Origin of the sequence: Cellulosimicrobium sp. PMB13 (assembly GCF_051294865.1) — a bacterium.
Lineage (GTDB): Bacteria > Actinomycetota > Actinomycetes > Actinomycetales > Cellulomonadaceae > Cellulosimicrobium.
Genome location: NZ_CP145910.1, coordinates 2,900,888 through 2,927,000, shown reverse-complemented (window position 1 = coordinate 2,927,000; position 26,113 = coordinate 2,900,888). Strand labels below are relative to the sequence as shown.

24 protein-coding genes and 1 pseudogene are annotated in these 26,113 nt (G+C 74.3%); 6 read left to right on the top strand and 19 right to left on the bottom strand.

Annotated features, from left to right (window positions below):
- Window positions 1–20 precede the first annotated feature (20 nt).
- Window positions 21–1,349: a class I SAM-dependent RNA methyltransferase gene (locus V5D56_RS13150; RefSeq protein ID WP_435735760.1), complete on the bottom strand. Its 1,329-nt coding sequence runs from the start codon at window positions 1,347–1,349 to the stop codon at window positions 21–23.
- 67 nt (window positions 1,350–1,416) lie between these two features.
- Window positions 1,417–3,420, bottom strand: coding sequence for an APC family permease (locus tag V5D56_RS13145; protein WP_435735759.1), 2,004 nt, complete (start codon window positions 3,418–3,420; stop codon window positions 1,417–1,419).
- A gap of 96 nt (window positions 3,421–3,516) precedes the next feature.
- Between V5D56_RS13145 and V5D56_RS13140 the strand changes: the two genes are divergently transcribed.
- Entirely contained in the window at window positions 3,517–4,170 is a 654-nt protein-coding gene (locus V5D56_RS13140) for a potassium channel family protein (RefSeq protein ID WP_251151231.1), read from the top strand.
- Window positions 4,170–4,835 (top strand): annotated as a pseudogene (locus V5D56_RS13135) (potassium channel family protein); the annotation flags it as partial. The gene V5D56_RS13140 and the pseudogene V5D56_RS13135, both read left to right, overlap by 1 nt.
- A gap of 151 nt (window positions 4,836–4,986) precedes the next feature.
- Here the strand turns inward: V5D56_RS13135 and V5D56_RS13130 are convergent.
- The 4 genes from V5D56_RS13130 to dut form a co-directional block, all read right to left on the bottom strand.
- The gene (locus tag V5D56_RS13130) at window positions 4,987–5,829 is read right to left on the bottom strand and encodes a DUF3159 domain-containing protein (protein ID WP_435735758.1); all 843 of its coding nucleotides are present in this window, start codon (window positions 5,827–5,829) and stop codon (window positions 4,987–4,989) included.
- 87 nt (window positions 5,830–5,916) lie between these two features.
- Window positions 5,917–6,291 carry an OB-fold nucleic acid binding domain-containing protein gene (locus V5D56_RS13125; RefSeq protein ID WP_251150832.1) on the bottom strand — a complete coding sequence of 125 codons (375 nt, stop codon included), beginning with the start codon at window positions 6,289–6,291 and terminating at the stop codon, window positions 5,917–5,919.
- Between the two features lies 1 nt (window position 6,292).
- Window positions 6,293–7,042, bottom strand: a complete 750-nt coding sequence (locus V5D56_RS13120) for a DUF3710 domain-containing protein (RefSeq protein ID WP_435735757.1) — start codon at window positions 7,040–7,042, stop codon at window positions 6,293–6,295.
- 186 nt (window positions 7,043–7,228) lie between these two features.
- Window positions 7,229–7,705, bottom strand: coding sequence for a dUTP diphosphatase (dut, locus tag V5D56_RS13115; protein WP_435735756.1), 477 nt, complete (start codon window positions 7,703–7,705; stop codon window positions 7,229–7,231).
- 85 nt (window positions 7,706–7,790) lie between these two features.
- Here dut and V5D56_RS13110 point away from each other — a divergent pair, with 85 nt between their 5' ends.
- A complete protein-coding gene (locus V5D56_RS13110; RefSeq protein WP_435735755.1) occupies window positions 7,791–8,300 on the top strand; it encodes a DUF3093 domain-containing protein in 510 nt (169 codons plus the stop codon).
- Window positions 8,301–8,404: 104 nt separating this feature from the next.
- Here V5D56_RS13110 and V5D56_RS13105 read toward each other — a convergent pair whose 3' ends face one another.
- The 3 genes from V5D56_RS13105 to V5D56_RS13095 form a co-directional block, all read right to left on the bottom strand.
- The gene (locus tag V5D56_RS13105; protein ID WP_229245043.1) at window positions 8,405–8,704 is read right to left on the bottom strand and encodes a DUF4193 domain-containing protein; all 300 of its coding nucleotides are present in this window, start codon (window positions 8,702–8,704) and stop codon (window positions 8,405–8,407) included.
- 279 nt (window positions 8,705–8,983) lie between these two features.
- Complete coding sequence (locus V5D56_RS13100) at window positions 8,984–9,835, bottom strand: inositol monophosphatase family protein (protein WP_435735754.1); 852 nt, start codon at window positions 9,833–9,835, stop codon at window positions 8,984–8,986.
- A gap of 3 nt (window positions 9,836–9,838) precedes the next feature.
- Window positions 9,839–10,504, bottom strand: a complete 666-nt coding sequence (locus V5D56_RS13095) for a trimeric intracellular cation channel family protein (protein ID WP_435735753.1) — start codon at window positions 10,502–10,504, stop codon at window positions 9,839–9,841.
- 100 nt (window positions 10,505–10,604) lie between these two features.
- Here V5D56_RS13095 and sepH point away from each other — a divergent pair, with 100 nt between their 5' ends.
- Complete coding sequence (sepH, locus tag V5D56_RS13090; protein ID WP_435735752.1) at window positions 10,605–11,789, top strand: septation protein SepH; 1,185 nt, start codon at window positions 10,605–10,607, stop codon at window positions 11,787–11,789.
- A 6-nt stretch (window positions 11,790–11,795) separates the two neighbouring features.
- On the opposite strand, the gene V5D56_RS13085 is transcribed toward sepH, so the two are convergent.
- The 4 genes from V5D56_RS13085 to V5D56_RS13070 form a co-directional block, all read right to left on the bottom strand.
- Window positions 11,796–12,437: a thymidine kinase gene (locus V5D56_RS13085; RefSeq protein WP_435735751.1), complete on the bottom strand. Its 642-nt coding sequence runs from the start codon at window positions 12,435–12,437 to the stop codon at window positions 11,796–11,798.
- 4 nt (window positions 12,438–12,441) lie between these two features.
- Window positions 12,442–13,650 (bottom strand): alkaline phosphatase family protein, encoded by a 1,209-nt coding sequence (locus V5D56_RS13080; protein WP_435735750.1) that lies wholly within the window; start codon window positions 13,648–13,650, stop codon window positions 12,442–12,444.
- On the bottom strand, window positions 13,647–14,261 hold the full coding sequence (locus V5D56_RS13075; RefSeq protein WP_435735749.1) for a DUF5998 family protein: 615 nt from the start codon (window positions 14,259–14,261) through the stop codon (window positions 13,647–13,649). The genes V5D56_RS13080 and V5D56_RS13075 overlap by 4 nt, the downstream gene beginning before the upstream one ends.
- Window positions 14,262–14,341: 80 nt before the next feature.
- Complete coding sequence (locus tag V5D56_RS13070; protein WP_435735748.1) at window positions 14,342–17,275, bottom strand: bifunctional acetate--CoA ligase family protein/GNAT family N-acetyltransferase; 2,934 nt, start codon at window positions 17,273–17,275, stop codon at window positions 14,342–14,344.
- 204 nt (window positions 17,276–17,479) lie between these two features.
- On the opposite strand from V5D56_RS13070, the gene V5D56_RS13065 reads away from it, so the two are divergent.
- Together V5D56_RS13065 and V5D56_RS13060 are read left to right on the top strand one after the other, a co-directional pair.
- The gene (locus tag V5D56_RS13065) at window positions 17,480–19,930 is read left to right on the top strand and encodes a DNA gyrase/topoisomerase IV subunit A (protein ID WP_435735747.1); all 2,451 of its coding nucleotides are present in this window, start codon (window positions 17,480–17,482) and stop codon (window positions 19,928–19,930) included.
- A gap of 69 nt (window positions 19,931–19,999) precedes the next feature.
- Window positions 20,000–21,298 (top strand): PP2C family protein-serine/threonine phosphatase, encoded by a 1,299-nt coding sequence (locus V5D56_RS13060; protein WP_435735746.1) that lies wholly within the window; start codon window positions 20,000–20,002, stop codon window positions 21,296–21,298.
- Window positions 21,299–21,363: 65 nt separating this feature from the next.
- Here V5D56_RS13060 and V5D56_RS13055 read toward each other — a convergent pair whose 3' ends face one another.
- From V5D56_RS13055 to sufU, 6 genes are all read right to left on the bottom strand, one after another.
- Window positions 21,364–22,080: a lysoplasmalogenase gene (locus V5D56_RS13055; RefSeq protein ID WP_435735745.1), complete on the bottom strand. Its 717-nt coding sequence runs from the start codon at window positions 22,078–22,080 to the stop codon at window positions 21,364–21,366.
- Between the two features lie 665 nt (window positions 22,081–22,745).
- Window positions 22,746–23,090, bottom strand: a complete 345-nt coding sequence (locus tag V5D56_RS13050) for a type II toxin-antitoxin system PemK/MazF family toxin (RefSeq protein ID WP_435735744.1) — start codon at window positions 23,088–23,090, stop codon at window positions 22,746–22,748.
- The gene (locus tag V5D56_RS13045; RefSeq protein WP_435735743.1) at window positions 23,087–23,332 is read right to left on the bottom strand and encodes a ribbon-helix-helix protein, CopG family; all 246 of its coding nucleotides are present in this window, start codon (window positions 23,330–23,332) and stop codon (window positions 23,087–23,089) included. The genes V5D56_RS13050 and V5D56_RS13045 overlap by 4 nt, the downstream gene beginning before the upstream one ends.
- A 280-nt stretch (window positions 23,333–23,612) precedes the next feature.
- Window positions 23,613–24,974, bottom strand: a complete 1,362-nt coding sequence (locus tag V5D56_RS13040; RefSeq protein ID WP_435735742.1) for a helix-turn-helix domain-containing protein — start codon at window positions 24,972–24,974, stop codon at window positions 23,613–23,615.
- Window positions 24,975–25,194: 220 nt separating this feature from the next.
- Window positions 25,195–25,548 (bottom strand): metal-sulfur cluster assembly factor, encoded by a 354-nt coding sequence (locus V5D56_RS13035; RefSeq protein WP_251150816.1) that lies wholly within the window; start codon window positions 25,546–25,548, stop codon window positions 25,195–25,197.
- On the bottom strand, window positions 25,545–26,111 hold the full coding sequence (gene sufU, locus V5D56_RS13030; RefSeq protein ID WP_435735741.1) for a Fe-S cluster assembly sulfur transfer protein SufU: 567 nt from the start codon (window positions 26,109–26,111) through the stop codon (window positions 25,545–25,547). The genes V5D56_RS13035 and sufU overlap by 4 nt, the downstream gene beginning before the upstream one ends.
- Between the last annotated feature and the right edge of the window lie 2 nt (window positions 26,112–26,113).

Here is a 26,113-nt window from a genome sequence, read left to right as displayed (position 1 = left end):
GGTCCAGGGCTCCTGACTGCTCAACGCTCGAGGACCGCGACCGCTTCCAGGTGGTGCGTGTGCGGGAAGAGGTCGAACGCCCGCAGGCTGCGCAGGTCGTAGCCGTGCTCGCCGAGATACGCGACGTCCCGCGCCAGTGCGGCAGGGTCGCACGCGACGTACACGACGCGCCCGGCACCCGTCCCGGCGACCGCCTCCACGACGGCGCGGCCTGCACCGACACGCGGCGGGTCGAGCACGACGACGTCCGCTCCCCCGCGCGCCACGGCGTCCGCACCCTCACCGCGCCCGGTGAGCACGTGCTCGACCGGACCGTGGTGGAGCTGGACGTTCTCCACGCCGTGGGCGTTGCGCCGCGCGTCGCGCACGGCCCGCTCGTCACCCTCGACGGCGACGACGGCCCCGCTCGCCCCGACCGCCGCCGCGAGCGGCAGCGTGAAGAGACCGGCGCCCGAGTAGAGGTCGAGGACACGCGCGCCGTCGACGTCGCCCACGCCGGCGAGGACCGCGTCCGCGAGCGCGGCGGGTGCGCGGTGGTGCACCTGCCAGAAGCCGTCGGCCGCGACGCGGTAGGCGTGCTCGCGACCGCCCACCGTCACGTGCTCGACGACGCTGCGGCGCGCGTTGGTCCGCTTGTCCAGGGACCCGCCGCGCCACGGCTCGCCGTCGACCAGGAGCAGCGGGGCGGAGCCGGTCGGGGCGACGAGCTCGAGGCGCGTCCCGGGGCGCCAGCGTCGCGTCCAGACCTTCTCCTGCTCGGCCAGCCCCGCGACCTCGTCGGTCGCGAGCGGCATCGCGTCGAGCGCGACGACGTCGTGCGAGCGGAACCGGTGCATCCCGGCGTGCCCGTCGGCGTCGGCCACGAGGTCGATGCGCGTCCGGTAGCCGAGGCCGCCGGACTCGTCGTCCCCCGGCAGACCCTCGACCTCCACCTGAAGGTCAGGCCGGGCGTCGAGATCGAGGCGCGCGAGGCGCCGCAGCTGTTCGGCGAGCACGTCGCCCTTCCAGCGGCGCTGGGCAGGGAGGGCGACGTGCGCGAGCTCGCCACCGCCGACGCCGCCGGGACCCGCCTCCGGCCACACGGACGGCACCCGGTCGGGCGAGGGCTCGAGGATCTCGACGGCGTCCGCGCGCCAGAACTTCGAACCCTCGCCCCCCTCGGTCACGCGTGCGCGGACGCGCTCGCCGGGCAGCGTGTGCCGCACGAAGACCACACGACCGTCGTGGCGGGCGACGCAGTGCCCACCATGCGCGACGGGACCGACCTCGACCTCCATCTCGACCTCGACCTCAGGTCGAGGGTTCGGACGGGTACGTGCTGCGGCGCGGCCGCGCGGGGAGGAGGGCATGCCACCCAGTATCCCCGGTGGCTCCCCGCGCGGCGGCCCTCAGCGGTCCCCGACGGCCACGGACGCGTCACATGCCCGGGAAGCGGGACCGGAAGCCCTCCCCCTCGAGGCCGGTCTGGCCCTCGGTCGACGCGAGCTGCCACGGCACGGACGCCACGACCACGCCGGGCGTGAAGAGCAGGCGGCCCTTGAGCCGCAGCGCGCTCTGGTTGTGCAGGAGCTGTTCCCACCAGTGGCCCACGACGTACTCCGGGATGTACACGACCACGAGGTCGCGGGGCGACTCGCGCCGCACCGACCGCACGTAGGACAGGACGGGTCGCGTGATCTCGCGGAACGGGGAGTCGAGCACGCGCAGCGGGACGGGGAGGTCGAGCCCCTCCCACTCCCGCATGAGCTCGGTGACGTCCTCCGGGTCGACCCCCACCGTGACCGCCTCGAGCACCGACGGGCGCGACGCGCGCGCGTAGGCGAGCGCGCGCATCGTCGGCCGGTGGATCTTCGACACCAGGACGATGGCGTGGACGCGGCTCGGCAGTGCGCGGGCCTGGGTGAGGTCGTCCCCGAGGGCCAGCTCGTCGCGGACCGTGTCGTAGTGCTTGCGGATCGCGCGCATGAGTACGAACACGACGCCCATGGCGAGGATCGCGATCCAGGCCCCGTGCGTGAACTTGGTGATGAGCACGATGACGAGGACGGTCCCCGTCATCGCGAGCCCGACCGAGTTCACGACCCGCGAGCGGCGCATGCGGGAACGCTCGCGCGGCTGGTGCTCCGTGCGCAGCGCACGCGTCCAGTGCCGCACCATGCCGAGCTGCGAGATCGTGAACGAGACGAAGACGCCGACGATGTAGAGCTGGATGAGCCGCGTGACCTGGGCGTCGAAGGCCCAGATGAGCACGATCGCGGCGACGGCGAGGGTGATGATGCCGTTGGAGAACGCGAGCCGGTCGCCCCGCGTGTGGAGCTGCCGGGGCAGGTAGCCGTCCTTCGCGAGGATCGAGCCGAGCACCGGGAAGCCGTTGAACGCGGTGTTCGCCGCGAGGACGAGGATGAGGCCCGTGACCACGGAGACGGCGACGAACACGAAAGGTGCACCGGAGAACACCGACTCCGTGAGCTGTCCGAGCACGGGGTGCTGCACGTAGTCGGCCGGCAGCGGCTCGCCGTTCAGGGTGAGCTGCTCGTGCGGGTCCTCGACGTAGTGCACGCCGGTCGCGCTCGCGAGGAAGAGGATCACGAGCATCATCACCGTCGAGATGCCGCCGAGCAGCGCGAGCGTCGTCGCCGCGTTGCGCGACTTGGGCTTGCGGAACGCCGGCACGCCGTTGCTGATCGCCTCCACCCCCGTCAGCGCCGCACACCCCGACGCGAACGCGCGCGCGACGAGGAATGCTCCCGCGATCCCGACGAGCCCCTGGTCGAAGCCGCTCTCCGCGACGAGCTCGAGATCGGCGCTCTCGGCCGGGGGCAGGTTCCCGGTGACGTACCGGAAGAACCCGACGACCGCCGTCGAGCCGATGGCGAGCATGAAGAGGTACACGGGGATCGCGAAGAGCTTCCCGGACTCCTTGACCCCGCGCAGGTTGACGAGCGTGAGCAGCACGACGAGCACGATCGCGAACGTCGCCTCGTGGCCGCGCAGCGCGGGGATCGCGCTCGCCGCGTACTGGGCCCCGGACGAGATCGACACGGCCACGGTGAGCACGTAGTCGACCATGAGCGCCGAGGCCACGCCCACGCCCGCCGTCGGGCCGAGGTTCACGGTCGCGACCTCGTAGTCGCCGCCGCCCGAGGGGTACGCGCGCACGTTCTGCCGGTACGAGGCGACGACCGTGAGCAGCACGACGACGACGGCGAGGCCGACCCACGGCGAGATCGTCGTGGCCGCCAGGCCCGCGACCGCGAGGGTCAGGAGGATCTCGTCGGGCGCGTACGCGACCGACGAGAGGGCGTCCGACGCGAACACCGGCAGCGCGATGCGCTTGGGCAGCAGCGTGTGCCCCAGCCGCTCGCTCCGCACGGGGCGTCCGACGAGCAGCCGCTTGGCGGCATCAGCGATCTCCGACACGAGGCCTCATGCTATGCCCGTCGTCGGCCGGTCGCCGGTCTCACGGCACGGGCGGGCTGCGGGCGGTATAGCGTTCGTTGCGTGCACTTCGTGATCATGGGCTGCGGCCGCGTCGGTGCGACGCTCGCGCAGTCGCTCGAGGCGAGCGGACACTCCGTCGCCGTCGTCGACCAGAACCCCGACGCGTTCCGCCGGCTCCCCGGCGAGTTCACGGGGAAGAAGGTGACGGGCATGGGCTTCGACCGCGACACCCTCGTGCAGGCCGGCATCGAGGACGCGTACGCGTTCGCGGCGGTCTCCGACGGCGACAACTCGAACATCCTGTCGGCCCGCGTGGTGCGCGAGACCTTCGGCGTCGAGAAGGTCGTGGCCCGCATCTACGACCCGCAGCGCGCCGAGATCTACCAGCGGCTCGGCATCCCCACGGTGGCGACCGTGCGCTGGACCGCCGACCAGGTCCTGCGTCGCATGCTGCCCCTGGGCGCGACCGACGAGTACCGCGACCCGTCGGGCCGCGTCCGGCTCGCCCAGCTCGACTTCCACCCCGCGTGGATCGGCCGCACCGTGCGCGCGATCCAGGAGGCGTCGGGCGCGCGGATCGCCTTCGTGAGCCGGTTCGGGGACGGCGTCACCGTCACCGACCGCACCGTCCTGCAGGAGAACGACGTGCTGCACGTCCTCATGGGCACCGACGACGCACCGACCGTCGAACGGGTCCTCACGCACGCCCCGAAGACGGAGGTCGAGTGATGCGCGTCGTCATCGCCGGTGCCGGCTCCGTCGGCCGCTCCATCGCGCGCGAGCTGCTGAGCCACGACCACGAGGTCATGCTCGTCGACAAGCAGCCCGCCGCGATGCGCGTCGCCCAGGTCGCCGACGCCGACTGGCTGCTCGCCGACGCGTGCGAGCTCTCGACCCTCGCCGACGCGAAGGTCGACGAGTGCGACGTCATCGTCGCCGCGACGGGCGACGACAAGGTCAACCTCGTGGTCTCGCTGCTCGCGAAGACCGAGTTCGGCGTGCCGCGCACGGTCGCGCGCGTGAACAACCCGAAGAACGAGTGGATGTTCGACGAGTCGTGGGGCGTCGACGTCGCGGTGGCGACCCCGCGCATCATGACCGCCATGGTCGAGGAGGCCGTCGCGGTCGGCGACCTCGTCCGGATCTTCACGTTCCACCAGTCCGGCGCGGACATCCTCGAGGTCACGCTCCCGCCGTCGTCACCCCTCGTGGGCCGACGGGTCGGCGACGTCCCCTGGCCGGCCGACACCGTGCTCGCCGCGGTCGTCCGGGGCACCCGACCCATCGCGCCGACCCAGGACGACACCCTCGAGGCCGGCGACGAGCTCCTGCTCGTCACCGGGGACGAGGCGGACGAGGACGCCCTCTCCCGGCTCCTGGTCGCGATGCCGTCCGACGCTGCCCCGGCGACGGGCCCCGCCGTCATCACCGACCCGGCGACCGACCTGCTGACAGACCCGAGCGCCGCCGTGCACGACGACACCGCCACGGTCCGCGACGTCGTCGACGTCCTGCCGCCCCCGGAGGCCGAGGAGGCCGTGCCGGTCAGGCGGGACGACCTGCCGCAGGACGACGCACGAGGACCCAGGTGAGCCAGAGCACGAGCGCCCACAGCGGGATGCCCATGACCAGGCGCGCGGTCCCCAGCCACCCGACGGACCCGTCGAGGTAGAGCGGCACCTGGACGGCGAGCCGCGCGGCGAACAGCCCGACCCAGAGCCAGGTCGCGGCGGCGTAGCGCCGCATCAACGTCCGGTCGGAGCGCCAGGCGCGCGCCCAGCGCGCGAACGCCCCGGGCTCCGCCGTGCCTGCCGGTTCCGCGTCGGCGGTCCGGTCGGTCCCGGTGCCGAAGCCGCTGCGGAACCCCTCGACCACGAGCCCGACGAGCGGCCACCGCGCCGCGAGCGAGACGAGCAGCGCGAGGAGGTAGGCCGCGTTGGTCCACAGACCCCACGCGAAGTAGTCCTGCGCCTCACCGGACCGCCACGCCCACACGACGCCGATCCCGACGCCCAGGAGCCCGCCGAGGGCCTGGGTCACGGGCGTGCGCTGCGCGAGCCGGACCCCCACCGCGACGAGCGCGACGGCGACGGACCCGACGAGCGCCCACGTCAGGTCCGTGGTGGCGACGTAGAGCACGACGAAGACGAGCCCCGGCGCGACGGACTCGACGAGCCCCCGGACCCCGCCCACGGCCTCGGCGACGGAGAACTGCTCGCCGGCGAGCGCCCGGACGCCGCGAGCGGGCCCGTCCTCGGGCGCGGAGACGTCGTCGACCACGGCCTCGACCACCTCCGCGTCGTGCGCGAGCTCGCCGGAGACCGTCCCGTCCGGGCGGGTCGACGGGTGCTCGGGGCCGGGGCTTCCCGACGGGGGCGTGCTGGTCATGTGCGTCCTCGGGGGTGTGCTGGCGGGCGCGTGCCGGGCACCCGCGCGGGGTCGGTCACGGCCGCGGCTCGGCGACGTGCGCGGTGGTCACTCCCCCGGCTTGGGGAGCAGCTCGTAGCGGGGGTTGAACATGGTGCGCCGCCCGTCGACGTCGCACACGAGCCCTTCGACGAGCGCACGACGACCGGGCTCGATCCCGGCGATGCGCCGCCGGCCGAGCCACACGAGGTCGATCGCGCCGGAGCCGTCGTAGAGCTCGACCTCGACCGTCGGCACGCCCTCCCGGGGCCGGAGCACGACGGAGCGCAGGATGCCGGTGACCTTGGCCCGTCGACGGTTGGGCAGGTCGGCGACGGCGCGACAGCCCGTCTGCCGGGCCGCCTCCACCCGCTCCTCGTCCGCGGCGACCTCCTCCTGGGAGGCGAGCGCCGACTGCCAGGCGGCGCGCAGGGTCGGGGACATGTCAGCGGATCTCCGTGATCTCGGGGCCGCGCGTCAACGGGTCGAACGACGGCGTCTCCGGCGTGCCCGCCGGCACGGCGGGCGTCGGCGCGGGGGCCTTGCCGGGGAGGTGGAGGGTGAGGAGGTCGCGCGGCGGGCGCGGGCTCTGGTCCCGCACCACGACGATGTTCGCGAACACCGACTCCAGGAGCCGCGCCTCCTGCGGGTCGACCGCGGCCTTGCCCGTGAGGACGCCGCGCAGGAACCAGCGCGGGCCGTCGACCCCGACGAAGCGCGCGGGGCGCACCCCGGTGCGGCCGTCGGGCGCCTGCGCGGGGATGCGCGCGATGAGCTCGCGGCCGAACGGGCCGGGGACGTCGTCGACGGTCCCGCCCTGCTTGGTGACGGACGCCGCGATCTCGCTGCGGATCTCGTCCCAGATGCCGTCGGAGCGCGGGGCGGCGAACGCCTGGACCTGGAGCCCCGACCCGGCGACCGCGCACGCGACGCCGGTGATGCGCTGGGTCTTCTTGTCGACCTCCATGCGCAGCTCCATGCCCGGCACCCCGGGGAGCCACACGGCACCCAGGTCGACGCGCGGACCGCGCTCGGGCACCTGCGACGAGTCGTAGGGGCCACGGCCGGGGGCGCCCGCCTCGGCAGCCGTGCCCGCACCCGTCTCGGGCGTCACGGCGTCGACCGTGTCGGCGGCGTCCTGCGCTGCCGGTGGCTCGGCCGGCTGCGACGACGGGGAGCGACGGAACAGACCCACGAAAGAGCTCCTTCACCTGCCCGGCCACCGCCGGGACTCCAGCCGGGGCGTTCGCCCCGACCCTTCCACAGTAGCCCCAGCGCACCGTGGCGATCGCCAATCGTCCGCGGGGTGAGGATCGCCCTGCGCGAACGTGCCGGCAGGGTCGCGGTGCGCTCGGACGACCGCGGACGACCTCGGACGACCTCAGGTCGCCGCGGCCCACCCACCGCTCGACCCGAACCCGCCCTCGCCGCGGTGCGAGCCGGGCAGGCGCTCGGCGCGGACGAAGCGTGCGCGCTCGACCTTCTGCACCACGAGCTGGGCCACGCGGTCGCCGCGGTGCAGCACGACCGGCTCCCGGGCGTCGGTGTTGAGCAGCGTGACCCGGATCTCGCCGCGGTAGCCCGCGTCCACGGTGCCCGGCGCGTTGACGACCGTGAGGCCGTGCTTCGCCGCGAGACCGGAGCGCGGGTGGACGAACGCCGCGTACCCGTCCGGGAGAGCGATCGAGACCCCGGTCGGGACGACGACGCGCTCGCCCGGGGCGAGCTCGACGTCGACCGTGGTCACGAGGTCCGCGCCCGCGTCGCCCGGGTGGGCGTACGCCGGCAGCGGCACGTCGACGAGAAGGGTGATGAGGACGTCGACGTCGCCGGACGGGGGCTGGTGGTCGGTCGGCACCCGGCAGATCCTAGTGCGCCCGGTTGCCGCGTGCGAGCACGGTCCCGGGGCCGGGGGCACGCCGAGCGGCTGGGATGATGGACGCATGACCGACGCCCCGGACCGTTCCCCCCGCCCGACCGACGCCCCGGCGCCGGGGACGGTCGGGCCCGGCTTCCGCGAGCGCGTCCTGCCCGGGGTCGGCGGCTGGGCTGCCGTCGTGGCGTTCGCAGCCGTCCTCGGTGTGGCGCTGTGGCCCGCGAGCCACGCGATCGCGCTCGGTGTCGCGGGCCTCGCAGCCGTGGTCGGCCTGCTGACCCTCTGGTGGACGTCGCCCGTGGTGTCCGTCCAGGACGGGACCTTCCGCGCGGGCCGCGCGTCGATCCCCGTCACGCTGCTGGGTCAGGTGACGACGCTCGACGCCGACGCGATGCGGGCCGAGCTGGGCCCGCGCCTCGACGCCCGCGCCTACGTGTGCCTGCGCGCCTGGGCCCGTACCGGGGTCCACGTGACGCTCGAGGACCCGCAGGACCCGACGCCGTACTGGCTGGTCTCCACGCGCCGGCCGCAGGACCTCGCGGACGCCCTGCGGCGCGCCCCCCGTCCGGGCGCCTGAGCAGGCGACCGGCACGTATCCCCGCACGACGTCGGCCGCCCCCGGCACGACGTCGGCCGCCGCCCCGGGTGGGACGACGGCCGACGAGGACGTGCGGGCGCGGGTCAGGCAGCGCACTCCGAGCAGATCTGCTGCCCGTTCTTCTCGTACGCGAGCTGGCTGCGGTGGTGCACGAGGAAGCAGCTCGAGCAGGTGAACTCGTCCGCCTGGCGCGGGAGCACCCGGACGGAGAGCTCCTCGCCGGACAGGTCCGCGCCGGGAAGCTCGAAGCCTTCCGCCGCCTCGGTCTCGTCCTCGTCCACAACGCCCGAGCTCTTGTCGGAGCGACGAGCCTGCAGCTCCTGGATCGAGTCCTCGCTGAGCTCCTCTTCGCTCTTGCGCGGGGCGTCGTAGTCTGTTGCCATCTGTGGGGTCACTCTCCGGAAGTTCGTCGATCGCGACAACGCGCACCCGGTACCGCCGACGATGGCCGGCCGTTCCGGACGAGCGCGGGTGCGGGACGCGGGGGTGCGTCCCGGGACGTGCCGTGCCCCGAGGTCGTCGCGGCACGTGCACGCTGATCAATGCACGGCGCACCGGAATTGTTCCCGGCGGGCCACCGGATTCTGCACCATTTCCGGGGCGGATGCACCCTGTGGCGCACGACGCGCCCGGTGTCCTTCGTCACGACCCCGGGCGCACGGTCACACGTCGGCGTCTGCGCCCACGTCCTCGAGGATGCGGACGAGCTCCGCGGCCCGCTCCGGCGCCCCCGCCACGGTCATGTCGTGGTCGGCCGCGCGCTCGCGCAGGCCCGTGAGCACGGCGCCCGCCTCCTGCGCCACGAGGCCTCCCGCGGCCATGTCCCACGGGTTGAGCCCGCGCTCGTAGTAGAGGTCGAGCTCCCCGCTCGCCACGAGGCACAGGTCGATCGCGGCCGAACCCAGCCGCCGGATGTCCCGGACCCGCGGGAGCACCTCGACGAGCACGCGGGCCTGGGCGCGCCGCCGGTCGGCGTCGTAGCCGAAGCCGGTGCCGACGAGGCACTGGGCGAGCGACGTCGGCTCCAGCACCCGCAGCGCCCGGCCGTCCACGGTCGCGCCCCCACCGAGGCCCGCGGTCCACGTGCGTCCGTCGACGACCGAGTGCACGGCGCCCGCGACGACCGTCCAGTCCTGCGGGTCGGGCGGCCCGACGACGGCCGCGACCGAGACCGCGTACGACGCGACGCCGTAGAGGTAGTTCACCGTCCCGTCGATCGGGTCGACCACCCACGTGATGCCCGAGGTCCCGGACGAGGCGCCGCCCTCCTCGCCGAGGATCGCGTCGTCGGGACGCGCGGCGGCGATCTCGCGGCGCAGCAGCGCCTCCGAGTCGGCGTCCATCCGGGTCACGACGTCGGTCGCCGACGACTTGGTCGACGCGACCTCGACGCGGTCGGGGCGGCCCGTGCGGACGAGGTCGCCGGCGGCGCGGGCGAGACGCTCCGCGAGCTCGCGCAGGTCGGCGACCGTGACGTCGTCGGGCAGGCGGGGATCGTCGATGAAGGAGTGCACGGGTCACATCCTGCCGGAACCGCGCGACGAAGGGCGACCCTCCCACGGCCCCGGGGCCGACCAGCCGAGACGCAGCGACAGCAGGCGGAAGCCGAAGATCAGCGCGAGGACGCCCGCCTGGGAGAGCGGACCGAGCAGGTCCGCCTCCCACAGCCCGACCGTGAGCGCGGCACCCGCGAGCGCCGGGATGGCGTAGAGCTGCTTGTCCTGGAAGAGCAGCGGCGCCTCGCTCGTGAGGACGTCGCGCAGGATGCCGCCACCGACCCCGGTCAGGACGCCGACGAAGACGGCGGCGAGCGGGCCGACGCCGTACTCGAGCCCCTTCATCGTGCCGGACAGGACGAACAGCGCGAGCGCCCCGGCGTCGAGCACGATGATGCTGCGCCGCAGCCGCTCGAGCCGGGGGTGCCAGAAGAACGTGACGATCCCCGCTGCCGCGGCGACGGCCACGAGACGCCAGTCGGAGATGCCCACGGGCGGGATCGCGCCGATGAGGACGTCGCGGAGCAGGCCGCCGCCCAGTCCCGCCGCCCAGGCGAGGACGAGCACGCCCACGAGGTCGTAGCGCTTGCGCACGGCCGCGAGCCCGCCGGACAGCGCGGCGCAGAACACGCCGCCGAGCTCGAGGGCGTCGCCGGGGACGAGGTCGAGGATCACAGGGCGCATCATCCCAAGGAGGCCAGTCCGCGGCACACCGGGCGCCTTGCACCCGGCGCACGCGCGAGGATGGCACCCTCGAGGGAGCGGGCGCGGCGACACGGGAGGGCTGATGGACGAGCTGGAGCTGGTGAGACTGCACGAGGACGGGGAGCACCTCGTCCTCGGCGGGGCGGGCGGTGCCCACTACCTGCTGCCCATCACCGAGTCGCTGCGGGCCGCGGTCCGCCGCGACAGACCGCACCTCGAGCACCTGCGGGCGGAGGGCGAGCGCAACCTCTCGCCGCGCGAGATCCAGTCCCGGCTCCGCGCCGGCGACGACGTCGAGGACGTCGCGGAGGCCGCGGGCATCCCCGTCGAGAGCGTGCGCCGGTTCGCCGGTCCGGTGGTGGCGGAGCAGGAGTACGTCGTCGACCGGGTGCGGAGGTCGCCGCAGGGGCACGGCGACGACGCCCCGACGATCGACGACCTCGCGGCGCGCCGGCTCGCGGCCCGCGACGTCGACCCGGCCACGGTGGTCTGGAGCGCGGCCCGGCAGCACGGCGCGGCGTGGGTCGTGACGGCGACGTTCGAGGTCTCGTCGGGACCGCGCGCCGCGCGCTGGACGTACGACCCGACGTCGCGCGCGCTGCACGCGCTCGACGACGAGGCGCGCTGGCTGTCGCAGCCCGAGTCGGAACCCGACCCGTCGCCCGGTACCGCGGCGGTCTTCGACGTCGACGCCGGGACCGCGCGCCGGCGTCCGGAGGCCGAGACGTCCGCGCAGGACGGCACGGCCGACCTGCTGGACGACCTGGGCCGACGGCGGGGCGTGCGACCGCGCACGGAGCCTGCGGGCGCTGCGACGGACGTCCCCGGGCAGGAGCCCTTCGAGGGCTTCGGCCCGCGCGCCGCGCTGCGGGACGGCGAGGGCACGGAGCCTGCCGTCCGCGACGTCGACCGGCCCGGTGCGGAGCGCGGCGGACCGGACGAGACGCGGGGCCGCGGGGCGACCGTCGTGCACCTCCCGTCGATCCGGGCTCGCGAGGCGGCCGACGACCAGCACCCTCTGGACGAGCCGGCCGCCACCCGGGACCACCCGGCGGACCGGGGGCCGCACGGCGCCGCGCGGTCCGACGAGGCGCACGCAGACCCCACCGACCCGTCGGGGCACGGGTCGCGGGACGACGCGTCCGAACCGGAGGCCGGGGCCGCCCGGCGCCCGGGTGCGCGCGAGCCGCGCAAGAGCAAGAACCGCTCGCGCGCGAAGGTGCCGAGCTGGGACGAGATCGTGTTCGGCGCGCGGCCCGAGGGCTGACGAGCCTCAGTCCGGCAGCTCGAGCGAGAGCCCGTCGGCGGGTGCGAGCGCGCGCGCCGCGGCTGTCGTCATGCGCCGCATGTGGTGCCGGCGGCACAGGACCTCGTACGCCACCTCCCCGCCGCCGTCACCGATGTCGCCGACCACGACCTGCTCCCCCGCGACGACCATCCGGCCGTCGACCGTGCGCGCGTTGTGCGTCGCCCGTGCGCCGCACCAGCACAGCGCGTGGGCCTGGAGCACCTCGACGCGGTCGGCGAGCTCGATGAGGCGTGCCGACCCGGGGAACAGGCGGGTGCGGAAGTCCGCCGTGATGCCGAACGCGAAGACGTCCACCTCCGTCTCGTCGACGAGGCGCGCGAGCTGCTCGACCTGGGCCGGGGAGTAGAACTGGGCCTCGTCGCACACCAGGTAGTCCACCGGGACCGGCTGTCCGGAGACGAGCTCCCAGAAGTCCGTGGCATCCGTGACCTCGAGCGCCACGACCTCGAGCCCGAGCCGCGAGGAGAGCCGGTCGGTCCCGGCGCGGTCGTCGCGGGAGAAGATCAGGCCTCGCCGCCCGCGCGCCGCGTGGTTGTGGTCGAGCTGGAGGGCCAGCGTGGACTTGCCGCAGTCCATGGTCCCGGAGAAGAAGACGAGCTCGGCCACGGCGTCAGCGCCCCGCCACGAGGAGCGGGACGCGCATCTCGCGCTCCGTGAGGGAGCCGTGGACGCCGACGAGCGCGAGCGACGCGGCGGTCTGGGTGCGCGAGTCGACGACGGTCGCGCGGCCGCGCATCGCCACGACCACGTCGCCCGCGGCCTGGATCGCGGCGTCGCGGACGTGTGGCCCCAGGAGGCCGCGCGCGAGGACCTCCTCGCGCTCGAGCACGAGCGCGTCCTCCCCCAGCACGTCGCGCCAGCGCGCCGCGACGGCACCCGCTGCGCCCGGCTCGGTGTACACGTGCACCGCTCGCGGCTCGCCGCCGACGAGCGTGACGCCCTGGTCGAGCACCGGGTCCGTCGCGACGTCGCGACGCAGTCCCGGGTCGACGTCGACCATGCCGTGGTCGGCCGTGACGAGGAGCAGCGTGCCGGCGGGGAGCGACCGCGCGAGGCGAGCCAGCTCCCGGTCGAGGTGCTCGAGCTCGTCGCCCCACTGCCAGGAGCCCGAGCCGTGGTGGTGACCGGCCTTGTCGACCTCGCCCCAGTAGAGGTACACGAGCCCGGGCCGGGACAGCGCGAGCCGTGCGGCGTCCACCCGGCGCTCCAGGGCGTCGGCGGCGGCGTACGACCCGCCGCGCAGCGCGGCGACGGTCATGCCGGAGCCGGCGAACCGCGCGGGACCGGTCGAGGTGACGGCCACGCCGGCCTCTGCGGCGACCGTCAGGAGCGGAGCCTCGCGCTGGAGCTCGTGCGGCGCCGGCGCGCCCTCCCACGAGACCATGTTGGCGAGCCCGCCCGTCTCCGGGTTGCGCTGGGTGTAGCCGAGCATCCCCGTGCGCCCGGGGGCCGTTCCCGTGCCGAACGCACCGATCGCCGCCGCGGTCGTGCTGGGGAACGTCGAGGTGAGCGAGCGGGCGTCGGGCAGGAGCGAGCGCAGGAACGGGGCGTGACCGGCCCGCTCCGCGAGGTTGAGGTGCCCCAGGCCGTCGACGAGCACGACGCACACGCGGTCCGCGCGCGGCAGGTCGAGGGCTCCGCGCGCCGCGCGCCCCTCGATCCCGGTCGCCGTCGTGACGACCACGCCGAGCGCGTCGAGGGCGGCGGGCAGCACGGCCGCGAGCGAGGCGGTGCCGTGCTCCGGCGCGAGCAGCCCGTCGGGCAGCTGCGACGCGCCGTCGGGCGCGGGCGGCGCCGTCCGGGCGGGCAGCGACGTCATCGGGTGCGCTGCGCGGTCGCGCGGGACAGGGCCTTGGCGAAGTCGACCGCGGCACCGACGGCCGCGCGCCCCTCGGCCTCGGCGCTGACACGGACCACGACGTCGTCGGGCGTGATCTGGCCGGTCAGGCCGTGGTCAGCCTCGCAGCTCGGGTCGGGGCACGCCGCGGGCTCGAGGTCGACGCGCGAGACGGCCCCCCAGCCGAGCGCGAGGGTCACCTCGAGCGGAGGGTTGCCGCTGCGGTGCGTCTGCGGGTCCGCGACGACGTGGGTGAGGGACACCGACCGCACCTCCGACAGCGGCACCGACTCCGTGGTCGCCGCTGCGGAGGCCGACGGGTTCTCGCTGTCTGCCGGGTGGTCGTCGACGTGCGCGGTGACGAGCCGGGTCGGGGTCAGCACGAGGACCGTGAGGTGCCGGCGGACCTCCGACGCGTCGAACGTCGTCTCCGGGAGGACGAGGTGGGACACGATCTCCTCCCCGGCGACCGCGACGTCGAGGACGTCGGCGACGAGCTCGGGGTAGTACCCGGCCCGGTGGAGCTGGGTGGTCAGGTCGGTCCAGGCGTCAGGAGCCACGCCGGGGGTTGCGTCGGGGGTTGCTGAGGGCACCCGCGCATTCTCCCACCCGTCCGTCGCGGGGGGCCAGCCCGCGACCGGACCTGTGGACGTCGTGGCCCGGACGGCGCGGGTCAGCCCGGCAGCGCGCGGCGCAGCGCGTCGGCACGCTGGGCGTCGGCGAGGCTCACGCGCGCGCTGAGCACCGCGGCGTCGTGCTCGGACACGACGACGGGGTACAGCTCGAGGCTGCGCACCTCCGGCAGGTCGTCCGCCAGGACCGACACGCGGGCGAGCACGTCCTCCAGCGCGGCGGTGGCGGCGACCTGCGTGCCCATGTACCCGAACAAGCGCGGCGCGGCGCGCACGGACCGCACCATCGCCGCGACGTCGACGTCGGTGAGCGGCGGCACGCCGTAGGAGACGTCGCCCAGGAGGTCGACGGCGTCGCCCGCGAGGCCGAACGAGACGACCGGGCCGAAGAGCTGGTCCTCGGTGGAGCGCACCACGCACGCGACGCCCGCGTCGGCCATCGCCTGCACCTCGAGCGGCTGGTCCGCGGCGCCCGGCAGCACGGCCGCGAGCGCCGCGCGCATCTGGTCGACGTCGGCGCGCAGCTCGGCCTCGTCGGCGATGCCGAGCCGCACACCGCCGAGGTCCGCGCGGTGGCGCAGGCCTGGGGCGGTGCTCTTGAGCGCGACCGGCCAGCCGATCTCGCGCGCGGCCGCGACCGCCTCGTCCGCCGTGCGCACACGCCGCGCCGGCCACACGTGCACGCCGTAGCACGCGAGGAGGTCGGCCGTCTGCGCGGGGTCGAGCTCCACCTCGGCGGCTCCCGCGAGCGCGCGGTCGACGATCTGGCGCGCCCGTGCGCCGTCGACGCCGGCGGGCCGGACCGGGGATCCGTGGTCGGCCTCGCGCCAGCGCGCGTACCGCACGACCGCGCCGAGCGCGGCCACGGCGTCCTCGGGCGTGGAGTAGGCGGGGACCCGGCACGGTGCCGCCGCGACCCCGGGCGCGGCGTCGTCCGCGCCCCCGTCCGGGGGCGTCGGCGCGTGCGGGTCCGGGACCGAGAGCTCGTCGGTGAGCCCGTGCAGGCCCAGCATGCTGGCCACCGTCGTCCGTCGGGTGCGCGCGGCCGCCGCGGCGAGGGCGTGCGACAGCTCGACGCGACGCGGTCGGACGGTCGGCACCTGGACCGCGACGACGACGTCGCACGCGTCCGGCGCGTAGAGCGCGTCGACGGCGTCGGTCAGACGCTCGGACGAGGCGTCCTCCGGGAGGAAGTCCGACCGCGCGACGACGAGCCCCGCGGACGCCGCGGCCTCGGCGACGAGCGCGGCGAGCGAGGCGGAGCTCGCGAGGATGCCCACGCGCCGTCCGGTCGGGAGCGGCTGGTGCGCGAGGAGCTGCGCGATGTCGATGAGCTGGTGCGTGTTCTCGGCGCGGATGACGCCGGACTGCCGCAGCATCTCGTCGAGCGTGCGGCGCGGGGCCGTCGTCGAGCGCACCGCGTGGCCCGGTGGCACCACGTGGCCCGACCGGCCGGCGGTGACCACGACGACGGGCTTGACCGACGCGAGGCGGCGCGCGATGCGCGAGAACTTGCGCGGGTTGCCGATCGACTCGAGGTAGAGGCACACCACCTGGGTCGCGGGGTCGTCCTGCCAGTACTGCATGAGGTCGTTGCCCGACACGTCGGCCCGGTGCCCCGCCGAGAGGAACGACGACACGCCCAGACCACGGCGCGCCGTGGTCGCGAGGAGCGTCACGGCCATGGGGGCGGACTGGGAGAAGAGGCCGACCACGCCTGGCTGGGGCAGCTCGTCCGCGAGCGTGGCGGCGAGCGTCGGTCCGCCCGACGACGCACCGTGGGTGACGAGGCCGTAGCTCGCCGGACCCACGACACGCAGCCCGGCGGTGTGCGCGACGCGCAGGAGCTCGCGCTGCAGCGCGAGACCGTCGGGACCGGTCTCGGCGAACCCCGCGGACAGCACGACGACGCCGCGCACCCCGAGGCGCGCGAGGTGCCGTACGGCGTCGATCGCCTCGGGCGGGCGCAGCGACACGACGGCGAGGTCAACGGGGGCTGGGACGTCGGCGAGCGACGCGTAGGCGGTGACGGACCCGCCGTCGGACCCGGCGGCGGGCGGCGTGGGCGCGGCGGCGGGCGGCGTGGGCGCGGGGGGCGCCAGGTCTGCCGGGGCGGCCCCGACCACGTGGATCTCGACGCCCGCGCCGCGCCGCAGCGCGGCGAGCGCACGGTGCGCGAGGAGTGACTCGATGCCCTCGTCCCCGGCGACGCCCTCGTCCCCGGCGACCGGGTCCGCGGGGCCGGCCGGACCGACGACGACGACGCTCGACGCGCCGAGCAGTCCCTGCATGCTGCGCGCCTCGGCGCGGTGCTCGCGGTCGGCCATGACGGCGCGCGAGCGCTCCGTCGGGTCGAGGTCCACGCTGACGACGACGAACCCGTCGTCCATCTGCTGGCGCACGTCGTAGCCGGCCTCGCGGAAGACGGCGAGCATCTTCCCGTTCTGCGGCAGCACCTCCGCGGTGAACCGGCGCACGCCGAGCTCGCGCGCCGCGGCCGCCAGGTGCTCGAGCAGCACGGAGCCGAGGCCGCGGCCCTGCGCCGAGTCGGCGATGTTGAACGCGACCTCGGCCTCGTGCCCGCCGGTGCGGTCGAACCGGGCGACGCCGATGATGTCCTGCTCCCCCGTGAGCCCTGTCGACCCGGTCAGGCCCTCCCCGGGGTCCGCCGGGCCGTCGTCCGACGCCGCGCTGCGGGGCCGGACGGCGACCAGCGCGACGCGGTCGGAGTGGTCCACGCGCGTGAACCGGTCGAGGTCGCGGTCCGACAGGCGCTGCATCGGGGCGAAGAACCGCAGGTACGTCGACCGCTCGGACTGGGAGACGTGGAAGCGCTGGAGCGCGTCTGCGTCCTCCGGCCGGATCGGGCGCACGTGCGTCGTCGTGCCGTCGCGCAGGACGACGTCCGCCTCCCACTCGACCGGGTAGTCGACGGGGTGCTGGACCGGGTGGGACCCGACGTCGGCGCCGCTCACGCCCCCAGGCTATGCGGTGGGCGGCGCGGTGCGCCTGCACCGGCACGGCCCCGTCCGGGAGGACAATCGTCCTGGACGGTCAGGGCGGTCGACCGCGTGTGGGACGCGTGGGCTACCCTCGCGTCCGGCGGGCAGGTCCCCCCGCCATCTGAACGATCACCGACCGACGTCCCGACGCACCGACCGGCAGGAGCCAGCACGACCATGGCGCGCAAGCCCTCGACACCCTCGATCGACCCGGCCGAGGTGAACGAGACGATCGTCGACGTCGACGTCGCGACGGAGATGGAGGGGTCGTTCCTCGAGTACGCCTACTCCGTCATCTACTCGCGCGCCCTGCCCGACGCGCGCGACGGGCTCAAGCCCGTGCAGCGCCGCATCCTCTACATGATGGCCGACATGGGCCTGCGCCCGGACCGCTCCCACGTGAAGTCGGCGCGCGTCGTCGGCGAGGTGATGGGCAAGCTCCACCCGCACGGCGACAGCGCGATCTACGACGCGCTCGTCCGCCTCGCGCAGGACTTCTCCCTGCGCCTGCCGCTCGTCGACGGGCACGGCAACTTCGGCTCGCTCGACGACGGCCCGGCCGCCTCCCGGTACACCGAGGCGCGCCTCGCCCCGTCGTCGCTCGCGATGACGACCGGCCTCGACGAGGACGTCGTCGACTTCGTGCCGAACTACGACAACAAGCTCACCCAGCCCGAGGTCCTGCCCGCCGCGATCCCCAACCTGCTCGTCAACGGGGCGTCGGGCATCGCGGTCGGCATGGCGACGAACATGGCGCCGCACAACCTCGTCGAGGTGGTCGCCGCCGCGCGCCACCTCGTCCAGCACCCCGACGCCGACCTCGAGGCGCTCATGCGCTTCGTGCCCGGGCCGGACCTGCCCTCTGGCGGCAAGATCGTCGGGCTCGACGGCGTGCGCGACGCCTACCGCACCGGCCGGGGCTCGTTCCGTACGCGTGCCACCGCGCGGGTCGAGAACCTCACGCCGCGCCGCAAGGGCATCGTGTTCACGGAGCTGCCGTACGTGGTCGGCCCCGAGAAGGTGATCGAGAAGATCGCCGAGGGCGTCAAGGCGAAGAAGATCCAGGGCGTCACCGCAGCGACGGACCTCACCGACCGCGAGCACGGCCTGCGGATCGTCGTCGAGGTCAAGACGGGCTTCAACCCCGAGGCCGTGCTCGAGCAGCTCTACCGGTTCACGCCGCTCGAGGACTCGTTCGGCATCAACAACGTCGCGCTCGTCGACGGCCAGCCGCGCACGCTCGGCCTGCGCGAGCTGCTCGTCGTGTGGGTGGACCACCGCATCGACGTCGTGCGCCGCCGGTCCGAGCACCGCCTGCGCAAGCGCTCCGAGCGCCTGCACCTCGTCGACGGCCTGCTGATCGCGATCGTCGACATCGACGAGGTCATCCAGGTGATCCGGTCCTCGGACGACGCGCGCGCAGCCCGCGACCGCCTCCAGACCGTGTTCGACCTGTCCGAGCCGCAGGCCGAGTACATCCTCGAGCTCCAGCTGCGCCGCCTCACCAAGTTCTCGCGCATCGAGCTCGAGAAGGAGCAGGACGCGCTGCGGAAGGAGATCGCCGCGCTCCAGGAGATCCTGGGCGACGACGCGAAGCTGCGCGCCGTCGTGTCTGCGGAGATGGCCGAGGTCGCGAAGACCTACGGCACGCCGCGTCGCACGATCCTGCTCGAGTCGGCGGGCGCCGCCCCCACCACGACCGCGGCGCTGCCGCTCGAGGTGGCGGACACCCCGTGCTGGGCCCTGTTCTCCGCGACCGGTCTGCTGGCCCGGACGAGCGACGACACCGAGCCGGCCCGGAGCGGCCCGCGCGCAGCGCACGACGTCCTGCGCGGCCGGGTGCGCACGACGGCGCGCGGCGAGGTCGGTCTCGTGACGAGCCGGGGGCGGATCGTCCGCGTGTCCGTCCTGGACCTGCCCGCGATCCCGCCGACCGACAGCGCCCCGAGCCTGTCCGGGGGCGTGCCGCTGAGCGAGGTCGTCGCGCTCGAGCCGGGCGAGCAGGCCGTGACGATCGTCTCGCTCGACGCGGACGCCCCCCCGCTCGCGCTCGGCACCGCGCAGGGCGTCGTCAAGCGCGTGCTGCCGGGCGACGTGCCGACGAACCGTGACGCGTGGGAGGTGATCGGGCTCAAGGACGGCGATGCCGTCGTGGGTGCCGCGCCCGCGACCGACGCGGACGAGCTCGTGCTCGTCAGCAGCGACGCGAGCCTCCTGCACTTCGACGCCACCGCAGTGCGCCCCCAGGGGCGCTCCGCCGGCGGCATGGCAGGCATCCGGCTCGCCGACGGCCAGCGCGTCGCGTTCTTCGGCGTGGTCGCGGCCGACGTGCGGGATCTCGCCGTCGTGGTCACCGTCTCCGGGTCGTCGGGCGCGCTGCCCGGCACCCAGACGGGCGCGGCCAAGGTGACGCCGTACGAGCTGTACCCCGGCAAGGGACGCGCGACGGGTGGCGTCCGGGCGCACCGCTTCCTCAAGGGAGAGGACGCCCTGATCCTCGCGTGGGTCGGGCAGGGACCGCCGCGCGCGACGGGTGCGGGCGGCCAGTCCGCCGAGCTGCCCGACGTGGACCAGCGGCGTGACGGTTCCGGCACGCCGCTGCCGGCGCCGGTCGTCGCCGTCGGCTGAGAGGCGCGGCGAGGGCGCGCGCACGTGGTTCGCGCTGCGAACCGCTCAGGATGCGCGAGGCTCGGTGGTATGACCCCTCACATCAGTGACATGCGAGGGCGGCTCGACCGCGACGTCTCGGTCGACGGGGTGGACTATCACGCCGTGTTCGCAGCCCTCACGGCGCCGAAGCTCGTGGTCTCGCCGGAGCTCATGGTGCTCGACGCGAACGAGGCGTTCCTCCGGACCGTCGACGCACCGGCGACCGCGGTCGTCGGTAGGCACTACCTCGACGTCTTCCCGCTGCGGTCGGACAGCGATCCTGCGGCGGCGCACGTGGTCGAGTCGCTCGAGCGCGTCGCGTCGACCGGCCGCCTGGAGATGCTCGGGCCCCACCGGTACGACCTGCGCGGACCGGACGGGCGCTGGGACGAGCGCTGGTGGATCACCACGAACGTCCCCGTGGTGGACGCCGGCGGCCGGGTCTCGGTGATCGTGCACCGCGCCGAGGACGTCACGGAGATCGTCCGCTCCGGGCGAGGGGCTGCGGACGGCGTCGCCGTGGACCACGACGCCGCACGGGACGGTCCCGTGGATCGCACGGTGCTCCACCATGCCCTCGCCCTGGGCTCGACGGCCGGCCGGTACGCCGCCGCGCTGGTCCGCGAGCGCCGTGCCGCACTCGAGCTCCAGGACTCCATCCTCACGCCCCCGCCCACGGTCCCCGGTCTGCGCATCGACGTCCGCTACCGGCCCGCCGTCCCGGAGGTGCACGTCGGCGGCGACTGGTACGACGCGTTCGTGCAGCGCGACGGGCACACGACCGTCGTGGTCGGCGACGTCACCGGGCACGACGTGTCCGCCGCGTCGCGCATGGGGCACCTGCGCGGCGTCGTCCGCACGGTCGGGTACTGCACGGGAGCCGGTCCCGCCGAGCTTCTCGATGCCGCTGAGGACACCGCGACGGGCCTCGGGCTGGACGCGCTGGCCACGGCCGCCGTCGCGCAGATCGGCCCCGGCCTCGCCGGGGAGCCGCGCTCGCTCACGTGGTGCTCGGCGGGCCACCTGCCCCCGGTCGTCCGTGCGGCAGACGGCACCGCGCGACTGCTGCGGGCTCGGAACGATCCGCTGCTCGGACTGGGGCTCGGCGGCGACCGGACGGACCACACCGACCTGCTGGAGCCCGGAGACACGTTGCTCCTCTACACCGACGGGCTCGTCGAGCGTCGTGACCGGCCGCTGCGCGACAGCCTGGAGGAGCTGCCCCGGCGCGTCACCGCGCTCGACGACGTCGCCCCCGCGCGCCTGCTGGACCTCCTGCTGACCGACCTCGTCCCCGCGGGCGCGGAGGACGACGTCGCGCTCGTCGCCGTCCACGTCGAACGCTGACGCGTCGGTCCTCCTCGTGAGGCACCGGGCAGCGCGGCGCCCACCGACGAGACCTGGAGCCCTGCTCAGCCTCCCTCACGCAGTCGCGCGGGGACGAGGCCACCGGGGCGCGCCGTCCGTCCTCCGACGGTCCCGTCACGCCGCAGGACGCCGAGGACGAGCAGCACCTGACCCCCGACGTACGTGAGCATCACCCAGAAGCCGTGGACGGGCAGGGAGTACCACGGCGCGAAGGCGTCCAGCGCGATGAGCGCGTCGGAGACGAGGAAGACTGCCCCGCCGACGGCGGCGAGGCGGTCGACGCCCGTCGCCGTCACGGCCATCAGCACGAGGCACGCGCCGTAGACGACGACCGGGACGAGCAGGGGTCCGGCACCGGGCGCGCACGCCACGACGAGGGCGACGAAGGCGAGCGCGTACGGCGCGAGAGCGAGCGGGCGCCGGAGGACCGAGCCCGCACGGTAGGGCCAGAACGCGAGCGTGTAGGCCACCTGTGCGCAGAGGAAGAAGCCCACCATGACGAGGAACGCTGCGTCGCCGTCGGCGAGGTCGGGCGCCGTGTCGCCGAGCCACGAGAAGCCGAGCGCGACGAGCGTGATCCGGACGAGGCGGGAGCGTCGTCGTCGAGGACCGGGTGCGGGCCGCGTCGCGAGCCACAGACAGCCCGCGAGCGCGGGCATGAGGAACCACTGCGAGACGTCGGCGAGATCGGAGGCTCCGGCGAGCTGCGCGCCGAGGTGGACGAGGGTGAGCAGGGCGAGCGCGCCCCACGCAGCGAGCATGGGCGTCGAGACTCCTTAGGTCGTGCGGCCGGCGTCGTCGCCGGCGACCCGATCCTAGGCCGTCAGGGAGGCATCGAGGCCCGGACCGAGGGCGCTGGCCCAGGACCCGGTGACGCTGGTCGACCTGCTCAGCACCGACGACGGCGCGGACATCGAGTTCGAGCCGCAGCGCCTCGGGCTGATCTCGCGCGCCGTCGACCTGTGAGATACGTCCTCGACACGAACGTCGTGTCCGCACTCCGTGTCCGGGACGCGACCCCGAGGTCGAACGGTGGGCGTCGGAGATCCCCGTCGCCGACCAGTACGTCGCGGCCCTGACGATCGCCGAGATCGAACGTGGCATCGTCGCGAAGGAACGTGAGGATGCCGCTCAGGGCGCGGCCCTCCGACGGTGGTTCGAGGACGACGTCCTCCCGGCGTTCGCCGACGCGTCGTCCCGTTCGATGTCGCCGCGGCGCGCATCCTCGCGACGCATCGCTTCCCTGAGCACGCGCCGTACGACGACGCCGTGATCGCCGCGACGGCCCACGCGTGCGGCGCGGTGGTCGCGACCCGGAACACCCGGCACTTCGCCCCGCTCAGCATCGAGACCGTCAACCCCTGGGAGCCGGCGACCTGGCGTTGAGAGACTCCTCGGTGACGCCTTCATTGCCGCCCCCTCGCTGCTACACCCCGAGGACCAGGCGCACCCCGTCAGTGACCTTCGACATGAGGTATGCGGGCAGGTGGCCGACGGGGTACGGCTCGAGGAAATCACGACTGACGGGCCCGACCTGCGAGACGACAGCGACCGAGTCCTTGTCCAGGCCGGACGCGGCGGTGGGCACGAGGACGTTGCCCGGGAACAACTCGAGCCGGAGATTCGATGTCAGCGGAACGACGATCACGGTGTTGATCGTCGATGCGAGCAGCCAGTCTTCCTGGATCACCAGCGCAGGGCGCGTCTTCCCAGGCTCGCTTCCGCGGGGCTGCCCGAAGTCCACCCAGACGACGTCGCCGCGGGAGATCACCACTCGGTCCCGCGCAGCATCTCCCGCTCGGATGCCGAAAGGAACGGACTGTCATCGGACGGCTGCCCTGCGTCTGCGAGCGCAGCGTCGGCCAGGGCCGTCAGTTCATTGCTTCCCTCGAGCTCGTCCGCGAACTTCTCGCCGGCGCGTCGGAAGAACTCCGAACGGTTCATGCCGTGCCGGGCAGCGATTCGCTCGAACCGCTCGAACTCGCGATCGGGTACGGAGATTGCGGTCTTCATGCGATGAGTATAACCAGTCATACCACCGGGCGAAGAACCAGCGCTCCCGGACGTCCACTGCGCCTCCGTCAGCTGCGGTGCGCGGCTGGCGCGGCACCTGGTAGGAGATTCACAGCCTGCCCTGGGTCGCTGGGTCGGCTATGCCGAGGTCGACACCTCTCCGTAGCCGAGCGCGGCAGAACCATCTCCCTGTCGGTAGAGCCCTGCCGTGCTCGAGCCGCGATGCCGGTGACCGAGAACTTGACCCCGGCGGACCGAAGAGGTCGATCGTGTCGACTGCTCAGGCGTTCGCGAGCTCGCGGTCGTCGTCCGCCACGGGCTTCTGGTCCTCGTAGCGGCGCACGACGCGGCTGACGGTCGACCGCGAGGCCGAGACCTGCTGGGCGATCTCGCGCTGGTTCAGGCCTTCGCGGGCGAGTTCGACGATGCGGCGGTCGCGCTCGGCGGTCGGGTCCTCGCCGAGGGAGGCCTCGTCGGCGTCGGCGACCGCGGCCTGCGCGCCGCCTCGGGGACCGGCGAGGTCGAAGACCTCGACGCGCCGGGTGTGGCCTGTCACGACGGGGGGCTCCACGACCTTCGACGCGCTGGCGGTGACCGGGGCGGGCTGCTCCCAGGGGAGCGGCTTGGCGCGCCCGAACGCCTCCTTCACGCGCGCCGAGAGATCGGGAAGTGCCTCGAAGGCGGTCTCGGGCGTGTACGGCTGCTCGTCCGGTTCGACGGCGACGGGCGCCTGCGCCGCGTCGACCGGGCGGCCCTGAGCCGGCTCGACGGCCCGCGAGGCCGCGATCGTGCGGACCTCGGCGTCGTGCGCCGACTCGAGTGCCAGAGCCTTCAGGCTTTGCGCCTCCACGAGCGCCTCGGCAGGCGCGGCGGTCCGGGCCGCCAGCTCCGCCGGGGCCTCGGCCGGCCCTCGCGCGGTGCCACGCTTGACGGAGCTCGCCCCGATGAGGTCGAGCCGGTTGGCGTGGCGCTCCGCGGCCTCCAGGCGGTCGACCCAGATCTGCATGCGGCGCTCGAAGTCCTCGACCGTCAGCAGCTTGAGGGCACCGTCGCGGGCGGCGCGCTGACGCTGGTGCGCGGCCCGGACCTTGCGCAGGTCCGCCGCCGAGCCCGAGCTGTCCACGCGCGCGTCGCGCCACTGCTCCAGGGCGGTGACGTACCCGTGGACCCGCGTCTCCCGGCGACGCTCGTCGAGGGTATGACCCGTGACCATGTGCCGCTCCCCCACCAGGGCGAGGTGCCACATGAGCGCGGCCACCAGCGGCGGCACGAACCGGAACACCACCATGTACGGGGTGCTGTCGGTCGGGACAGCGATCTCGTGGAGTGCCGCGAACACGCCCGAGGTGCCCGAGAGCACCCAGGTGAGCGTGAGGAGGATGCCGTACGGGCGACCCTCGAGCGCCGCGTTGCGCGCCATGAGCGCCACGGCGACGAGGCTGACCTCGAGGAAGCCCGCGAGGCCGTACGCCTCGAGCGGCGACATGTGCGCGACCTCGAGACCGAACAGGACCATGCCGCTGTAGGCCAGGGCGGTCGCGATCGTCGCCGCGACGACCACCGCGACCATCGGGAGGTGCCTGCCGCGGTAGCGCACCTGCCGCGGTGAGCCGCCCGAGCCGGTCTGGTCCTGCTGTGTCACGTGATCCTCCGAAAAGTGGTGTGGGCGCACATATCCCAACACTCAGGACACTCCGCGTCAACGCACCAGAAGGATCGCAACCAGATCGTGAGCAGCGAGAGCGCAGAGGGCGCCGACACGGTGGCTCGCGCAACCCCTGGAACCCCTCGACGCCGCCGCAACAGCACGACGCCGCGCCCCCGGGACGGGGTCGCGGCGTCGGTGGACGAGCGGCGGGTCGTCAGACGTTGAAGCCCAGCGCACGGAGCTGGTCCTTGCCGTCGTCGGTGATCTTCTCCGGGCCCCACGGCGGCATCCAGACCCAGTTCACGCGGAAGCCGTCGACGAGGCCGTCGAGCGCCTGCGCGGACTGGTCCTCGATGACGTCGGTCAGCGGGCACGCCGCCGACGTGAGCGTCATGTCGATGACCGCGTGGTTGTTCTGGTCGATCTGGATGCCGTAGATGAGGCCGAGATCGACGACGTTGATGCCGAGCTCGGGGTCGATGACGTCGCGCAGCGCCTCCTCGACGTCCGCGACGTTCGGCGGGCTCGGTGCGACACCCTCCACGGGTGCGCCGGTCTCGGTGCTCATCGGTTCTCCTCCGTCGTCTCCCCCGCGGCGTGCGCCGCGCGGGTCTGGTCTGTGGCGACCCGGTCCAGTGCGCCCGAGGTCACGAGCGAGTCCCGCAGCGCCGCCCAGCCGAGCAGGGCGCACTTGATGCGGGCAGGGTACTGCGAGACGCCGGTGAACGCCGTGGCGTCCTCCAGCTCGTCCTCCGCGGCCTCGTCGAGGCCCTTGCCGCGCGAGCCCATGAGCTCGCGGAAGACCTCTCCGAGGTGCTCCGCCTCGGCCACGGGGCGACCGGTCACGAGGTCGGTGAGGACCGACAGGGACGCCTGGGAGATGCTGCAGCCCTGCCCCTCCCAGCTCACGCGGGAGATCGTGGGCGCGCCGCCAGAGGCGCCACCCGCCGTCGTGCCCGACGACGCGGGCGCGAGCTCCACGCGCAGCGTCACCTCGTCGCCGCACGTCGGGTTGACCTGGTGCGACTGGCCGCTGGCCGCGCCGTCGGCCACCTCGACGAGGCCCCGTCCGTGCGGGGTCTTCGCGTGGTCGAGGATGACCTGCTGGTACATCTGCTCCATCGAGCTCATCG

Excerpts from the sequence above, each read along its gene's own strand:
- V5D56_RS13150 (WP_435735760.1), bottom strand. The coding sequence starts at position 1,349 with ATGCCCTCCTCCCCGCGCGGCCGCGCCGCAGCACGTACCCGTCCGAAC.
- V5D56_RS13140 (WP_251151231.1), top strand. The coding sequence starts at position 3,517 with ATGGGCTGCGGCCGCGTCGGTGCGACGCTCGCGCAGTCGCTCGAGGCG.
- V5D56_RS13130 (WP_435735758.1), bottom strand. The coding sequence starts at position 5,829 with ATGACCAGCACGCCCCCGTCGGGAAGCCCCGGCCCCGAGCACCCGTCG.
- V5D56_RS13125 (WP_251150832.1), bottom strand. The coding sequence starts at position 6,291 with ATGTCCCCGACCCTGCGCGCCGCCTGGCAGTCGGCGCTCGCCTCCCAG.
- V5D56_RS13110 (WP_435735755.1), top strand. The coding sequence starts at position 7,791 with ATGACCGACGCCCCGGACCGTTCCCCCCGCCCGACCGACGCCCCGGCG.
- V5D56_RS13105 (WP_229245043.1), bottom strand. The coding sequence starts at position 8,704 with ATGGCAACAGACTACGACGCCCCGCGCAAGAGCGAAGAGGAGCTCAGC.
- V5D56_RS13095 (WP_435735753.1), bottom strand. The coding sequence starts at position 10,504 with ATGATGCGCCCTGTGATCCTCGACCTCGTCCCCGGCGACGCCCTCGAG.
- sepH (WP_435735752.1), top strand. The coding sequence starts at position 10,605 with ATGGACGAGCTGGAGCTGGTGAGACTGCACGAGGACGGGGAGCACCTC.
- V5D56_RS13080 (WP_435735750.1), bottom strand. The coding sequence starts at position 13,650 with ATGACGTCGCTGCCCGCCCGGACGGCGCCGCCCGCGCCCGACGGCGCG.
- V5D56_RS13065 (WP_435735747.1), top strand. The coding sequence starts at position 17,480 with ATGGCGCGCAAGCCCTCGACACCCTCGATCGACCCGGCCGAGGTGAAC.
- V5D56_RS13060 (WP_435735746.1), top strand. The coding sequence starts at position 20,000 with ATGACCCCTCACATCAGTGACATGCGAGGGCGGCTCGACCGCGACGTC.
- V5D56_RS13055 (WP_435735745.1), bottom strand. The coding sequence starts at position 22,080 with ATGCTCGCTGCGTGGGGCGCGCTCGCCCTGCTCACCCTCGTCCACCTC.
- V5D56_RS13045 (WP_435735743.1), bottom strand. The coding sequence starts at position 23,332 with ATGAAGACCGCAATCTCCGTACCCGATCGCGAGTTCGAGCGGTTCGAG.
- V5D56_RS13035 (WP_251150816.1), bottom strand. The coding sequence starts at position 25,548 with ATGAGCACCGAGACCGGCGCACCCGTGGAGGGTGTCGCACCGAGCCCG.
- sufU (WP_435735741.1), bottom strand. The coding sequence starts at position 26,111 with ATGAGCTCGATGGAGCAGATGTACCAGCAGGTCATCCTCGACCACGCG.